Annotated in this window: 16 protein-coding genes; 8 read left to right on the top strand and 8 right to left on the bottom strand. The window is 53.1% G+C overall.

The window, feature by feature from the left end; genetic code table 11:
- Window positions 1–67: 67 nt before the first annotated feature.
- Window positions 68–1,414 carry a GGDEF domain-containing protein gene (locus tag IMQ56_RS15325; protein ID WP_196063937.1) on the top strand — a complete coding sequence of 449 codons (1,347 nt, stop codon included), beginning with the start codon at window positions 68–70 and terminating at the stop codon, window positions 1,412–1,414.
- Window positions 1,415–1,416: 2 nt separating this feature from the next.
- On the opposite strand, the gene IMQ56_RS15320 is transcribed toward IMQ56_RS15325, so the two are convergent.
- Window positions 1,417–2,238 carry a helix-turn-helix transcriptional regulator gene (locus IMQ56_RS15320; protein ID WP_047738669.1) on the bottom strand — a complete coding sequence of 274 codons (822 nt, stop codon included), beginning with the start codon at window positions 2,236–2,238 and terminating at the stop codon, window positions 1,417–1,419.
- A gap of 47 nt (window positions 2,239–2,285) precedes the next feature.
- Window positions 2,286–2,687 carry a RidA family protein gene (locus IMQ56_RS15315; RefSeq protein WP_023303828.1) on the bottom strand — a complete coding sequence of 134 codons (402 nt, stop codon included), beginning with the start codon at window positions 2,685–2,687 and terminating at the stop codon, window positions 2,286–2,288.
- Window positions 2,688–2,819: 132 nt separating this feature from the next.
- On the opposite strand from IMQ56_RS15315, the gene IMQ56_RS15310 reads away from it, so the two are divergent.
- Window positions 2,820–3,410 (top strand): TetR/AcrR family transcriptional regulator, encoded by a 591-nt coding sequence (locus tag IMQ56_RS15310; RefSeq protein ID WP_015570397.1) that lies wholly within the window; start codon window positions 2,820–2,822, stop codon window positions 3,408–3,410.
- On the opposite strand, the gene sapF is transcribed toward IMQ56_RS15310, so the two are convergent.
- From sapF to pspF, 6 genes are all read right to left on the bottom strand, one after another.
- Window positions 3,407–4,213: a putrescine export ABC transporter ATP-binding protein SapF gene (gene sapF / locus IMQ56_RS15305; RefSeq protein WP_003856838.1), complete on the bottom strand. Its 807-nt coding sequence runs from the start codon at window positions 4,211–4,213 to the stop codon at window positions 3,407–3,409. The two genes, IMQ56_RS15310 and sapF, sit on opposite strands and share 4 nt — an antisense overlap.
- Before the next feature lies 1 nt (window position 4,214).
- The gene (sapD, locus tag IMQ56_RS15300; protein ID WP_003856840.1) at window positions 4,215–5,207 is read right to left on the bottom strand and encodes a putrescine export ABC transporter ATP-binding protein SapD; all 993 of its coding nucleotides are present in this window, start codon (window positions 5,205–5,207) and stop codon (window positions 4,215–4,217) included.
- Entirely contained in the window at window positions 5,207–6,097 is an 891-nt protein-coding gene (sapC, locus tag IMQ56_RS15295; protein WP_003856843.1) for a putrescine export ABC transporter permease SapC, read from the bottom strand. Before sapC ends, sapD begins: the two co-directional genes overlap by 1 nt.
- A complete protein-coding gene (sapB, locus tag IMQ56_RS15290; RefSeq protein ID WP_017383081.1) occupies window positions 6,084–7,049 on the bottom strand; it encodes a putrescine export ABC transporter permease SapB in 966 nt (321 codons plus the stop codon). The genes sapC and sapB overlap by 14 nt, the downstream gene beginning before the upstream one ends.
- Window positions 7,046–8,686, bottom strand: a complete 1,641-nt coding sequence (sapA, locus tag IMQ56_RS15285) for an ABC transporter substrate-binding protein SapA (RefSeq protein ID WP_196063938.1) — start codon at window positions 8,684–8,686, stop codon at window positions 7,046–7,048. The genes sapB and sapA overlap by 4 nt, the downstream gene beginning before the upstream one ends.
- Window positions 8,687–8,774: 88 nt before the next feature.
- Entirely contained in the window at window positions 8,775–9,767 is a 993-nt protein-coding gene (pspF, locus tag IMQ56_RS15280) for a phage shock protein operon transcriptional activator (protein WP_165602362.1), read from the bottom strand.
- 151 nt (window positions 9,768–9,918) lie between these two features.
- Here pspF and pspA point away from each other — a divergent pair, with 151 nt between their 5' ends.
- The 6 genes from pspA (at window position 9,919) to IMQ56_RS15250 (ending at window position 14,656) form a co-directional block, all read left to right on the top strand.
- Complete coding sequence (gene pspA / locus IMQ56_RS15275) at window positions 9,919–10,587, top strand: phage shock protein PspA (RefSeq protein WP_015570399.1); 669 nt, start codon at window positions 9,919–9,921, stop codon at window positions 10,585–10,587.
- Between the two features lie 49 nt (window positions 10,588–10,636).
- Window positions 10,637–10,861 (top strand): envelope stress response membrane protein PspB, encoded by a 225-nt coding sequence (pspB, locus tag IMQ56_RS15270; RefSeq protein WP_003856853.1) that lies wholly within the window; start codon window positions 10,637–10,639, stop codon window positions 10,859–10,861.
- Window positions 10,861–11,220: an envelope stress response membrane protein PspC gene (pspC, locus tag IMQ56_RS15265; RefSeq protein WP_006810819.1), complete on the top strand. Its 360-nt coding sequence runs from the start codon at window positions 10,861–10,863 to the stop codon at window positions 11,218–11,220. Before pspB ends, pspC begins: the two co-directional genes overlap by 1 nt.
- A 12-nt stretch (window positions 11,221–11,232) precedes the next feature.
- Window positions 11,233–11,457: a phage shock protein PspD gene (gene pspD, locus IMQ56_RS15260; protein WP_003856857.1), complete on the top strand. Its 225-nt coding sequence runs from the start codon at window positions 11,233–11,235 to the stop codon at window positions 11,455–11,457.
- 195 nt (window positions 11,458–11,652) lie between these two features.
- Complete coding sequence (locus IMQ56_RS15255; protein WP_103269703.1) at window positions 11,653–13,350, top strand: sugar phosphorylase; 1,698 nt, start codon at window positions 11,653–11,655, stop codon at window positions 13,348–13,350.
- 13 nt (window positions 13,351–13,363) lie between these two features.
- Entirely contained in the window at window positions 13,364–14,656 is a 1,293-nt protein-coding gene (locus IMQ56_RS15250) for an ABC transporter substrate-binding protein (protein WP_032103386.1), read from the top strand.
- The last annotated feature ends 16 nt before the right edge of the window (window positions 14,657–14,672 follow it).

Genomic DNA, 14,672 nt, shown 5'->3' with positions numbered 1-14,672 from the left:
AAATTGCGCGAGGGTCGATAACGGCTATGCCATTTTGCGTCTTTATCTGTGTGCGGTAAGAAGGAAGATGAAAAATATTACGTTGGCCGAAAAACTGATCATGCTGTCAGGTGCGGTGCTTTTCGCACTAATGATCGCGGTGAACTCCTTTTGCGTGAATGATAATCCTGGTTTCAGGGTGCCTATGACCACCTATTTGATCGTCATGATTGCGCTGTTCTTTCTGGATACCATTATCTTTATTTTTATCCAGATGCTGTATGCCTCCGACCGAACGCGTTTTTCATTATTCATTCTGAGCCTGGCATTTCTTAGTGGGCTGGTTTATTTTATTGAGACGATCATTGTTATTCAGCTTCCGGAGCATGCTGGTTTTACCCAGGCGGCAAAAACCAACGATACGGCGGTATTCTATTTTTTCCGGCAGCTGAGCTTTATCGTATTACTGGCGCTGGCGGTCCGTGTGGAGAAAATCACGAGACGTTCCACGCTCAGATTCCGAAATAAGATCAGCATGACGTTAGCATTGATGATGTCACTGGTTATGTTTCCGATGCTGGCCCATTATCTCAGCAGCTACCATCCGGCCTGGACATTAACGATTGCAGCATACGAAGATGAATATCATCATCCTGTCTGGGATATCAGGTACGTAAACGTTCTGATCCTGCTCTGGTCGGTTTTACTTTGTTATATGATTTCAGTGACACGCCTGGCGTCCGGGATCTGGAACAGTATTATTGTGGTCTGCCTTTCCGCCATCGTTTACAATTTTTTTCTCTTACTGCTTGATACCTACAATCTGTCGCTCTGGTATATCAGCCGGGCAGTAGAGGTCCTCAGCAAATTATTTGTGATTTGTACCTTAATGTTCCATGTCTTTAACCTGTTGAAAATTTTCGGCGATCGGGTTGATCGCGATCCGCTTACTCAGATCTACAATCGTAAATATTTTTACGAGGCACTTCCGCGGGTCCGCTCGCTCAGGACAGAAAAGGGGGCCAGCATTATGATGCTGGACATCGACAACTTTAAGTCGATAAACGATAACTGGGGCCATCTTGTGGGGGATCGCGTGATTCTGGCGGTCGTGGATATTATCAAAGACAGCATTCGCGAAAACGACATCTTTGCCCGACTGGGAGGCGAGGAATTTGGTCTTCTGCTGCCGGATATCGACGGTAAGCAGGCTATTGCCGTCGCGGAGCGTATTCGCCAGAACGTTCAGCAGCGCACCGGGCCGGGCTACCATTATGCTCTCCCTGTAAAGGTCACATTAAGTATCGGCGTGTGCTCAGCCATTCAGAATAACGTCAACAGCAATGATATTATGCGTGACGTGGACGAGGCGTTGTATGAGGCTAAGCACAACGGTAAAAACAGAATCGTTACCAGACAGGCTGAATGCAGCTGAGGTCACAGGATGGGGATGAAAACATCAAAATCGACACGCTCATCGCTGTACGCATTAATTTTCATCAGGTAAATACCGTCGCGCAACGTCAGGCGTTTATTTACCATCGCCTTAACGAAGCCAATCTTGTTAAACGCGCTGTAGCTTTCCCAGCTACCGCTAAAGGGCATTCTTGCGTATCTCCCACGCACAGCGCAGGATGTTTTATTTGTCACCGTGTCGCTTTGTAAAGCGTACGATATCAATACCTCGACCAGATACGATCGGCTTTTGCCTAACTCGGGTCGGCGGGGCATCAGAATAATTTTATCGATATCATGTCGGTTTTCTGTCAGGAGCTTTTTGATTTTTTTAGTAATATCATGCACCGAGGTATCAAAAAGATGATCGTGCTCGATAATTTCATGCGTATAGACAAACGTTTCATTCAGAAAGCAGACCTCGAGCTCAGGCGTTTCCAGTTCGCTTAATAAAAAAGAGGGCTGTAAGATGTCAAAATTCCACCCTCTGGCACATCTGTACTCAGAGGGTGTCAGTCCCATCATTTTTTTAAAGGCTCTGGAAAATCCCTGGTTGCTCTGGTAATGGAATAAATACGCAATATCCGTCACCGGAATCGACGTCATTCTCAGCATAATGGCGGCACGGCTTAACCTCCTTCGGAGAATATACTCACCTAAAGAGAGCCGATACTTCTCTTTAAACCATGTTTCGATGGTTCTTCTGCTGTATCCAATATCTGCAACCAAATCATCAATGTGTAAAATAGTAAAGTTATTTTCTTCTACCCAGGAGAGAATATAGTTACTGATGCTGTCTTTCATTTGTGCGTCAGTGATAGCTTAACGGTAAATCAGTTTGCTGCCTTATGTTAATTCGCGGGCGTAGGGATCCTGGCGATAACCTTAATTTCGAAATCAAAACCCGCAAGCCAGTTAACGCCTATTGCTGTCCAGTTTGGGTAAGGAGCGTGCGGAAATGCCAGTTTTTTCGCCTCCATGATGACGGGAAACTGGTTTTCAGGATCGGTATGAAACGTCGTGACATCAATCAGATCGTCAAAAGTACATCCCGCGGCTGCCAGGATCGCCCGTAAATTATCGAACGCCAGCTGCACCTGAGCGGGAAAGTCGGGTTCAGGTGTGCCATCGCTGCGGCTGCCAACCTGACCGGAAACAAATAACAGATCGCCAGAGCGGATTGCAGCTGAATAGCCATGCTCTTCATAGAGGGCATGTCGGTTAGCCGGGAAGACGGGATCACGTGAAGGCATGGCTTTTCCTTTTCTGTCAGAGGTATTGTTGTGCTTACGCGGTAGAAGTAACATACGCGATGTATGTGAAAAATGTAATTCACATACGTCGCGTATGTCAAATTATAGTTATCGCTTAATTAAGGAAGTCCCATGGCTACAAAACGTCGCGCTGAAACGGCCCAGGAAAATCGCGAGAAAATGATTCAGGCGGCGCGGAAGGCGTTTGCTGAAAAAGGCTATGCCGCAGCGTCAATGGATGAACTCACGGCAAGCGTGGGGTTAACACGCGGCGCGCTATATCATAATTTCAACGATAAGAAGGGATTACTGGCGGCGGTGGTCGCGCAGATAGACAGCGAAATGGCAGCAAACGCAAAAGCGATTGCCGCCGCCGCCGAAGATGACTGGGAGCGACTGCTGGCGGAGGGCATCGCCTATATCAAAATGGCGCTCGTTCCTGAAGTTCAGCGTATCGTCCTTCTTGACGGTCCGGCTGTTCTGGGCGACCCGGCGCAATGGCCCAGCCAGAACAGCTGCCTTGAGTCGACCCGTCAGACCATCGAAAAAATGATGGAGTGCAACGTAATCAAAAAGATGGATGCCAGAGTCGCAGCCCATCTGCTGAATGGCGCTGCTCTGAATGCGGCTCTGCTGATTGCCGCGAGTGATGAACCGCAGAAGACTCTCCCGCATGCCATAGAGGTGTTTACTCTGCTGGCAAGCGGGTTACGCAGCGGCTAACGATCTTTACGCCACGCGTCCGCCGTCAACGCTTCACCAAAGTGTCCGGCAATCAGGCGTTTCGTCAGGTCATGGAGCGGGGAGGCCAGTACGTCAGCGGTACTGCCGCGCTCGACAACTTCTCCCTGGTGCATCACCAGCACCTGGTCGCTTATGTGCTTCATCATGCCCAGATGCTGAGTCACGTAAATATACGAGATCCCCTGCTTTTCCTGTAACTCCAGCATCAGGTTAATGAGCTGCGAACGCATCGACATATCCAGCGACGCCAGCGCTTCGTCGGCGATGATGACCTTCGGGCGCAGGATCAGCGCGCGGGCCAGACCGAGACGCTGTTTTTGGCCCGGGGCCAGCATGTGCGGGTAATAGCTGACATGGTCGGGCAGAAGGCCTACCAGACGCAGGGTTTCGACAATCCGTTTGCGACGCGCTTCCGGCTCCAGGTCGGTATTCAACCGCAGCGGGAAATCCAGGATCTGGGAAATACGCTGACGCGGGTTCAGGGACGTCGACGGATCCTGAAAAATCATCCGGATGCGCTGACTGCGAAAAGAGTAGTCCCCAAATTCCAGAGGATGATCGTCAATCAGTATTTCACCGCCGCTCGGCTCGACCATACCCGCGAGCATTTTTGCCAGGGTCGATTTGCCCGAGCCGTTTTCACCGATAATCGCCAGCGTCTGCTTTTCGCGCAGCGTAAAGCTCAGCGGTTTAACAGCCTCGACGGTCTGACGGTGAAACAGGCCGGTGCGATAGCGAAAGGTCTTACTCAGGTTACGTACTTCCAGTAAGGTTTCGACCATTTCACTCTCTCTCCATGTTCAGCGGGAAATGACAGGCAAACAGATGATTTTTCGGCCCTGTCAGGCGCGGTGTTTCGATGCATTTGCGCTGAGCATACGGGCAACGCGGACCCAGACGGCAGCCAATGGGCAGCGATTCCAGCAGCGGTATCGCGCCAGGCAGCGTATTCAGACGGCTTTTGTGCGGCATCGCGCTGCCAAAGTCCGGGATCGCCCTGATCAGCGCCTGCGTGTAGGGATGATGCGGCGTCGTCACCAGGTCTTCGCTTGGCGCGGTTTCTACCGTCTGGCCGCAATACATTACGTCAATTTTATCCGCCCACTTGCTCAGCATTTGCAGGTCGTGGCTGATCAACAAAATGGTGGTGTTGTTATTCTGGTTCAGACGCGTGAGCAGGCGGAAAATCTGGGCCTGGGTGGTTGGCTCCATCGCGTTCGTTGGTTCGTCCGCAATCAGCAGACGCGGCTGATTCGCCAGGGCGATGGCAATCATCACTTTCTGGCATTCACCGTCGGTCAGTTCGTAGGGGAAACTGCGCATCGCGTCTTTATGGTCTTTGATCCCGACACGGTGCAACAGCTCAATGGCACGGCGTTTACGCCAGCCGAAACGCTGCCACCAGCGGCCTTTATAGGTCCACCCGGGGATGTTCTGCATCAGCTGTTTCCCGACGCGCTCGGACGGATCGAGACAGGATTGCGGCTCCTGGAAAATCATCGAGACGTTATGGCCCACCAGTTTACGGCGTTCGCGCGGGGAGAGACGCAACAAATCGATGTCGTCGAAGCGCATACGGTCGGCGGTCACCCGCCAGTTGTCCTTCGCCACGCCGCAAATGGCCTTGGCGATCAGACTTTTCCCCGAACCCGATTCGCCCACCAGCCCGCGGATTTCGCCCTCTGCAAGCGTAATACTGATGCGATCCACGGCCTTGACCCAGCCTTCGCCCGTTTTAATTTCTATCGTGAGGTTGCGGATATCGAGTAACGGCATTATTGCACCCCCGCATTGATTGCGCGGCGGATCCCGTCGCCCAGCAGGTTAACGAGCAGCACGCTCACCATGATGGCCGCGCCCGGCAGCATGACCGTCCACGGCGCAACGTAAATCAGCTCCAGCGCATCGCCAAGCATGGCGCCCCATTCCGGGGAGGGGAGCTGCGCGCCAAGGTCGAGGAAGCCCAGCGCTGCGATATCCAGAATCGCCATCGACAGGGCGCGGGTGATCTCCGTCACCAGCCCGGCAGCAATGTTAGGCAGCACGGCAAACCACAAAATATTAAACGTGGTGGCGCCATCCAGGCGGGCGGCAACGACATACTCTTTCTCCAGCTCGTCGTGAACCAGGCTGTAAACCGAGCGCACCATGCGCGGCAGAATGGCCAGCCAGACGGCGAACATCGCATGGGTGAGATGCGGCCCCGCGAAGGCCACGACGATAATCGCCAGCAGCAGCGAAGGAATAGAGAGCAGGGTATCCAGAATATGGTTAAGCACGGCCGACCGCAGCCCGTGGGTTGAGCCGGCAAAAATGCCCAGCGCCAGGCCGCAAATCGCAGCGGCCAGGGTGACCACGAACGCGCCGCCTACCGTCGGTGCGGCGCCGCTCAGTAAACGACTTAGCACGTCGCGTCCGAGATCGTCAGTCCCCAGGAAGAACGAAACCTCCCCGTAACGCGACCACGACGGCGGTAAAAGCTGATAACCCAGGAACTGCTGATCGATGCCATACGGTGCAAACCACGAACCCAAAACGCACAGCAACACGAGGCCAATGCAGCCGTAAAAGCCGATCATCGCCGTGGTGTCGCCGTAAAAATTACGCCACACGGTGCGTAGCGCACCGGGCGTGCGCTTTTCGCTGTAGACGTTATCGTAAGGCATACCATTCCTTATGCTTCAATGGGTTGGCCATGGCACCCAAAATATCGGAAATAACGTTAACAATAATGACCAGCGAGCCAATCACCATCACGCCGGCGGAGATCGCCGCGTAATCCTGCTGGCGAATGGCGTTGATCATCCAGCGCCCAAGGCCCGGCCAGCTGAAAACCATCTCGGTGATCATTGCCAGCGTCAGCATGGTTGAGAATTGCAGCCCAAGACGTGGGATTACGGGGGGCAACGCATTGTGCAGCACATGGCGACGTAAAATCGTCAGGCGAGACAGTCCGCGCGTGGCGGCGGCTTTCACATAGTTTTGATCGAAGACGTCGATAGTGCTGATGCGCATCAGGCGGATCACTTCGGTCGTCGGCGCGACGGCCAGCGTAAGCACCGGCAGCACCATGTGGCGCAGCGCGCTCACGATCATTTCGTCGCGCCAGACTGAATCAGAAAGCCAGGCGTCAACGATCGCGAAGCCGCTCACCGTTTGCACGTTATACAGCAGGTCAAAACGGCCAGATACCGGCAGCCAGCCTAACGTCAGTGAGAAGAAGAGGGTAAGCAGCAGCGCCAACCAGAAAACAGGGATGGAAAAGCCAATTAAGGCAAGCGCGCTAATAAATTTATCCTGCCATTTATTACGATAAATTCCCGCCAGCATTCCCACCGGGATCCCCACCATGAGGGCAAAGCCAAAGGCAAGTATACACAGCTCCATGGTGGCCGGGAAAACCACTTTCAGCTGTTCGGAGATGAGCTGTCCGTTGATGCTGGACACGCCAAAATCCCAGTGCAGCAGGCCATTAAACCAGAACAGCCAGGCGTCCCAGAGAGATGAGCCCTGAAGCGGGGCGTGCGGCGTAAAGTAGCTCAGGCTAAAGCCGACAAAGGTCAGGAAGAACAGGGTCACCAGCAGTAACAGCAGCCGACGCAAGGTAAATATAATCATGGTTTCTTCACCTCTTGTTCTTTCTCACGGGTCACGCCCGCGAAGGAGGCGTTACCAAACGGGCTGAGTACCAGCCCTTTAATATCGTAACGGTAGGCCTGGAGGCGCAGGGAAGAGGCAAGTGGCAACACGGGAAGTTCTCTGGCCAGAATATTTTGCGCTTCATCGTAGGCCTCAATGCGTGAGGCAAGCTGTTGAGACGCCAGCGCTTTTTGCAGCACGGCATCAAATTCCCGGTTACACCAGTGGGCGTAGTTGGTCTGGGAGTTGATTGCCGCACAGCTCAGCAGCGGACGGAAGAAGCTGTCCGGGTCGTTACTGTCGGTGGACCAGCCAGCCAGCGTTAAGTCGTGATTCATGTCCATCAGACGCGCCTCCTGGAAACGGCCTTCGACAGGCACGATGATCACCTTAATGCCCACCTGCGCCATATCAGCCTGCAACAGCTCCGCCGTTTTCAGCGGGCTGGGGTTCCACGCCTGAGAGCTGGTGGGCACCCACAGCTGTAGCGTCAGGTTTTCTGCCCCCAGCGCTTTAAGCTGTTCGCGCGCTTTCGCCGGATTATATTCCGTAATCTTCGCCTCGCCGTCATAGGCCCAGGAGGCGCGCGGAAGAATAGAGGCGGCGGTTTCCGCGGTACCGTAGTAAATCGACTGCATCAGACGCTGGTTGTTGATCGCTAACGCCAGCGCATGGCGCACGGCCGGATTATTCAGCGGCGGCTTATCGGTGTTAAACGCCAGATAAGCGATGTTCATGCCCGGGCGCAGGGTCAGGCGCAGGCGTGGGTCGTCGCGCAAAATGGTCAACTGGCTGGCCGCAGGCCAGGCAAGCACGTCGCACTCGCCGGTCAGCAGTTTGGAGAGTCGGCCTGTTCCACCTGAACCCAGATCAACAATAACCTGCGGCATCAGCGGCTTGCCGCGCCAGAAACGATCGTGGCGTTGCAGGCGAATGTATTGTCCGGCGCGGTACTCTGCTAACTGGAACGGACCGGTGCCTACAGGCTCACGATCGAGACGTTCCTGACGATCCTTTTTCGTCAGCTGATCCGCGTATTCGGCTGACATGACCGAGGCGTAGTGCGTCGCCAGATGCCAGAGGAAGGAGGCATCCGGGCGATTCAGACGAAACTCAACCGTACGGTTATCCAGTTTGCGAACGCTTTTGACCGAGTCCGCGAATTGCAGACTGTCGAAATAGGGGAAGTTCCCGCCATTAACGTTATGCCACGGATGATTGCGGTTGAATATGCGCTGGAAGGTGAAAACCACGTCATCCGCGTTGAGCTTACGGGTTGGGGTAAACCACGGGGTGTGCTGAAATGCGACATCATCGCGTAGACGAAAGCGGTATGTGGCACCGTTATCAAGCACTTCCCAACTTTCAGCAAGCTCCGGAACCAGCCGATAGGTATAAGGATCGACGTCGAGCAGGCGATCGTAGAGCTGTGCGGCCAGCGTATCGACAATCAGGCCGCTCCCCGCTTTTTGCGGATTAAAAATATCAACTTGCCCGCTGACGCAGTAGACGAAACCACTATCACGGATATCAGGAGGCACAGCGCGATCGGGCGCAGCAAAGGCCAGATTGCTGAACAAACCGAGTGCAAACAGGGACGATAAAACCAGGCGCATAGTTTTTAAGGTTTTTAGATTCGATCTGCAAAGTGTATCGCACTTACGCCTGCTTCGTAAAAATGTCTGGGGGTAAGTGCTGATAATGTCAGCGCATTTGATGTTTTTTGAGCAATGCCCTTAACTGATGGTAGGTCAGGCCCAGCAGTTCAGCTGCCCGTTTCTGATTATATTTCGCCTCTTTCAGGCTCTGCTCAAGCAGCTGTTGCTCCTGCTGATGCTGGAACTGGCGTAAATCGAGCGGCAACGCCGGAGCCTGCTGGCGCGTCGCCGGAGCAGGGAGCTGTTTCTCCTCGCGCCGAAAAGGATCGAGAATAATGTTGTCCAGTTCGGTCTCGCTGCTGCCATGCCGGTAAACGGACCGTTCCACCACGTTTTTCAGTTCACGAATATTGCCCGGCCAGTGGTAACCGAGCAGGGTCCCGGTGGCCCGTTCGCTGAAGCCCGGAAAGAGAGGCAGACCCAGTTCCCGGCACATCTGAATGGCAAATTGATCGGCCAGCAGCATGATATCGCTGCGCCGCTCCCGCAGCGGCGGCAGCTGTACAACATCGAAAGCCAGCCTGTCCAGCAGGTCGGCGCGGAATTTGTCCTCAGCCACCATCGCGGGCAGGTCGGCGTTGGTGGCGCATACCAGGCGAACGTTGACCTGGAGGGGCTGACTGCCGCCAACGCGTTCCAGTTCACCGTACTCAATGACGCGCAGCAGTTTTTCCTGCACCAGCATCGGCGCGGTCGCCAGCTCGTCGAGAAAGAGCGTTCCGCCATCGGCGCGCTCAAAGCGTCCGGGATGGCGTTTTTGTGCGCCGGTGAAGGCGCCAGCTTCATGACCAAACAGCTCGGTGTCGAGCAGGTTTTCATTCAGCGCCGCGCAGTTAAGGGAAATAAAAGGGCCGTCCCAGCGGCCAGACAGAAAGTGCAGGCGGTTAGCGATAAGTTCTTTACCCGTTCCGCGCTCACCGATAATCAGCACCGGTTTATTCAGTGGCGCGAGGCGCGATACCTGTTCAAGCACTTCCAGGAAGCTGTTGGCCTCGCCAAGCAAATTATCTTTATATTCAGCCATGATGAAATTAACCACTCCTTAGTGATATTCACCAGGTGAGAATAGCCGCTGGCTGGATAAATATCAATCACACTCAGTAAAATCAATAAGATAAAAAGTTGGCATGGGATTTGTATTAACTACTCAGCAGGGCATCGCCCGATAACAGAACTATGAGGATTGAATTATGGGTATTTTTTCTCGTTTTGCCGACATCGTGAACGCCAACATCAACTCGCTGCTGGAGAAAGCGGAAGATCCGCAGAAGCTGGTGCGCCTGATGATTCAGGAGATGGAAGACACGCTGGTTGAAGTACGCTCCACCTCCGCCCGCGCGCTGGCAGAGAAAAAGCAGTTAACGCGTCGTATCGAGCAGGCAACTGCCCAGCTTAACGAATGGCAGGAAAAAGCGGAACTGGCGCTGCGTAAAGATAAAGAAGATCTGGCTCGCGCTGCGCTGATTGAGAAGCAGAAGCTGACCGACATGGTTGCCACGCTGGAACACGAAGTGACGCTGGTGGATGATACTCTGGCGCGTATGAAGAAAGAGATTGGTGAGCTTGAAAACAAACTCAGCGAAACCCGTGCACGTCAACAGGCGCTGGCGCTGCGCCACCAGGCTGCAAGCTCGTCCCGCGACGTGCGTCGCCAGCTGGACAGCGGCAAGCTGGATGAAGCGATGGCCCGTTTCGAATCGTTTGAACGTCGTATCGACCACATGGAAGCTGAAGCCGAGAGCCACAGCATCGGTAAACAGAAAACCCTCGATCAGCAGTTTGCTGACCTGAAAGCCGATGATGAAATTAGCGAGCAACTGGCTGCGCTGAAAGCCAAAATGAAACAAGACAACCAATAATAATTCCTGCGGCACCTGAGCGTGCCGCATCGTAAGACAAGGAGTACACATGAGCGCGCTTTTTCTGGCTATACCCCTGACCATTTTCGTGCTGTTTGTTCTGCCCATCTGGTTATGGCTGCACTACAGCAACCGCTCTTCACGCGGTGAGCTGTCGCAGAGTGAACAACAGCGGCTGGCGCAGCTCTCTGCCGAGGCAAATAAAATGCGCGAACGTATTCAGGCGCTGGAAGCGATCCTGGACGCGGAACACCCGAACTGGAGGGAACGGTAATGGCTGGACTGAATCTGAATAAAAAACTGTGGCGGATCCCACAGCAGGGCATGGTTCGGGGTGTTTGCGCCGGGCTGGCGCACTATCTGGATGTTCCGGTAAAACTGGTGCGTGTGGTCACCGTATTGTCGATTTTCTTCGGCCTGGCCTTTATTACGCTTGTGGCATACATCATTCTGTCGTTTGTACTCGATCCTATGCCGGAAGGTGAGCTGGATGCGGAGAACACGCCAACCAGCAGCGATCTCCTGAACGCGGTGGATGAACAGCTGAGCGCAGGGGAGAAGCGATTGCGCGAGATGGAACGTTATGTCACCTCCGATACCTTTACGCTGAGAAGTCGTTTTCGTCAGCTTTAAGAGAGAACTTACATGAAACAAAACTGGCAACAGGCCGGTCAGAAGGTAAAACCCGGCCTGAAAATCGCAGGTAAACTGGTTCTGATGACGGCGTTACGTTATGGCCCGGCCGGTGTGGCGGGTTGGGCGATCAAGTCTGTTGCCCGCAAGCCGGTCAGAATGATGCTGGCGGTCGCTCTGGAGCCGCTGTTACAGAAGCTGGCAAAACGCGTTTCCCGGCGCTACCTGTCACGCTAGTTCCTCCCGCATAAGCCCTTTCTCGCCCAGAGAAGGGGCATGACTTTCCCTTCTGCGTTTCTTCTGCTTTTCTGCTTTCTTTGCGGCAGCTCACAATAATGCGTTGCGCTGCGCTGAGATTGCTGCTTTCTGCCCCCGGGTCCGTTGACAGATATTTTACATGGGAGTAGATTGCCACTCCGTGGGACCGCTACCATGGAAAATAATGTGAACGCAAAAATTAAAAAACTTATCAATCATATTTACGGTGAATCATTTTCAGATGCACACCTTAACGTGTTATTAACTAAGCTTGAAAAGGTGGCGGTTAATATTACGGAAAAGCGTAAGTCAGGCTGGGATGAAAAAGACGTTGTGCTGATTACCTATGCCGATCAGTTCTCCGCGAAAGGGGAGAAAGCGTTGCCGGTATTTACCCGGTTCTATAATGAATGGCTTTCTCGCACGTTTTCCCATGTCCATCTGTTACCTTTTTATCCGTGGTCTTCGGATGATGGATTTTCCGTTATTGATTATCACGAGGTTGCATCTGAAACCGGAACCTGGCGAGATGTCGCGGAATTAAAACAGTCTGCCAGCTTAATGTTTGACTTCGTTTGCAACCATATGTCAGCGAAAAGCGAATGGTTTGCTAATTATCTGGCGCAGAAGCCGGGCTACGAAGATTTCTTTATTTCTGTCGATCCTGAAACCGATTTATCCGCGGTGACGCGTCCACGCGCATTACCGCTGCTGACGCCGTTCACGCTTCATGATGGCAGAGTTCGTCATCTGTGGACCACATTCAGCGATGACCAGATTGATCTCAATTTCGCCTCGCCGCAGGTGTTGATTGCCATGGTTGACGTTCTGCTCCATTACCTCATGGAAGGGGCGCGTTATATCCGTCTGGATGCTGTCGGGTTTATGTGGAAGATCCCGGGAACCACCTGTATCCATCTGGAACAAACCCATTGCCTTATCCAGCTGTTCCGCGCCATTACGGACGCCGTGGCGCCTGGAACGGTGATCATCACTGAGACAAATGTTCCCCACAAAGACAATATCTCTTACTTCGGTGATGGTGAAAATGAAGCCCAGATGGTCTATCAGTTTTCCTTACCGCCGCTGGTGCTGCATGCTGTTCATCGTCAGGATGTTAAAGCCCTGTGCCAGTGGGCGGGGTCACTGACGCTGCCTTCAACTCATACCACCTGGTTTAATTTCCTGGCCTCGCATGATGGTATCGGTTTGAACCCGTTACGCGGCATCCTTCCGGAATCAGAGATCCTCTCGCTGGTCGATAAGCTTCAGCAGGAAGGCGCACTGGTCAACTGGAAAAATAATCCTGACGGAACGCGAAGCCCCTACGAAATTAATGTCACCTATCTTGATGCGTTGAGTTTGCGAGACAGCTCAGATGATGAGCGCATTGCGCGGTTCATCCTGGCGCATGCTGTGTTGTTAAGTTTTCCTGGCGTACCGGCTGTATATATTCAAAGCATTCTTGGTTCGCGTAACGATTATGAAGGTGTCGAACGTCTCGGATATAATCGCGCGATAAACAGGAAGAAATACACCGCAGGTCAGGTTGATCGGGAGCTTAATAATAAGAAGAGTATTCGTTATCAAATTTATTCTCGTTTGAATGAGCTTATTGCTGTTCGTCGCGGCGAGCGTGCGTTCCATCCGGATAGTCAGGCTATTTTTGACGCAATCGGTGAACATATTCTTAAAATTGTTCGTGTTGCTGAAAATGGCGAGCGAATGACAGCATTATTTAATTTTAGCAATAAAATGCAGACCGTTTATGGACAAACGCTCTTTGGTACGGAATTACTCTCAGGACAAAATATTAGCGGTACGGAACTGACCCTCAATCCATGGCAGGTAATGTGGATTAAAGAAAACTAAAAAGGACCCTAAAATGAAAATGCCCAAAATTGTGCTGTTATCAGCACTGGTTTCGTGCGCCCTGTTATCAGGCTGTAAGGACGATAAAGCATCTCAGGTCACCATTGAGTTTATGCACTCGTCGGTAGAACAGGAGCGTCAGGCAGTTATTACGAAACTGATCGAAAAATTCGAGAAAGAAAACCCGACTATTACGGTGAAACAGGTCCCCGTTGAGGAAGATGCCTATAACACCAAGGTCATTACGTTGGCCCGTACCGGCGCGCTGCCGGAAGTGATTGAAGTCAGCCATGACTACGCCAAAGTCATGGATAAAGAGCAACTGCTGGACCGTGACGCGATCGGCAACGCTATTAACGCCGTCGGCGAAGATACCTTTTACGACGGCATTTTACGCGTTGTTCGCACCGAAGACGGCAAGGCATGGACGGGGGTGCCGGTTAGCGCGTGGCTGTCCGGCGTCTGGTATCACAAAGATGCGCTCGCGGCAGCGGGAATCGAAGAACCGCACAACTGGGAGCAACTGCTGAAAGCCAGTCAGGCGCTCAACGATCCGGCGAAAAAACATTACGGTATCGCGCTTCCAACCGCAGAAAGCGTCATGACGGAGCAGGCCTTCTCGCAGTTTGCGTTGTCAGGCGGAGCCAACGTCTTTGATGCAAACGGCAACGTGAAAATCGATACCCCTGAAATGTCGAAAGCGCTGGCGTTTTATCGGGCACTGGCCGCGAACACCATGCCGGGCTCCAATGATGTCATGGAGATCAAAGACGCCTTCATGAACGGCTCTGCGCCTATGGCCGTTTACTCCACCTATATCCTGCCCGCGGTCTACAAAGATGGCAATCCGGCCAACCTGGGGTTCGTGGTCCCGACGGAAAAATCATCAGCCGTGTACGGCATGATCACCTCGTTGACGATCACGACCGGCCAGACCGAAGAGGAAACGCAGGCGGCAGAAAAGTTTGTGACCTGGATGGAGCAGGCTCAAAACGCGTCTGACTGGGTGATGATGTCCCCTGGTGCGGCGCTGCCGGTGAACAAACTCGTGGTGGGCACTGAAAGCTGGAAAAACAACGACGTGATCAAAGCCTTTGGCCAACTGCCTTACGAGCTGATTGCGCAGTTCCCGAACGTCCAGGTATTTGGCGCCGTGGGCGATAAAAACTTTACCCGCATGGGAGACGTTACCGGCTCCGGCATTATCAGTTCCATGGTGCATAACGTGACGGTGGGACAAAAAGATCTCAGTGCGACGTTAAGCAACAGCCAGAAGAAACTGACTGACCTGATATCACAACGATAGGAGCGCTTTGCGAAGG

The sequence above is a fragment of the Enterobacter sp. Res13-Sevr-PEC09-46 genome (assembly GCF_015672585.1).
GTDB lineage: Bacteria > Pseudomonadota > Gammaproteobacteria > Enterobacterales > Enterobacteriaceae > Enterobacter > Enterobacter hormaechei_C.
Note: the sequence above shows the minus strand (reverse complement) of the source record. Positions and strands in the feature narration are given on the sequence as shown.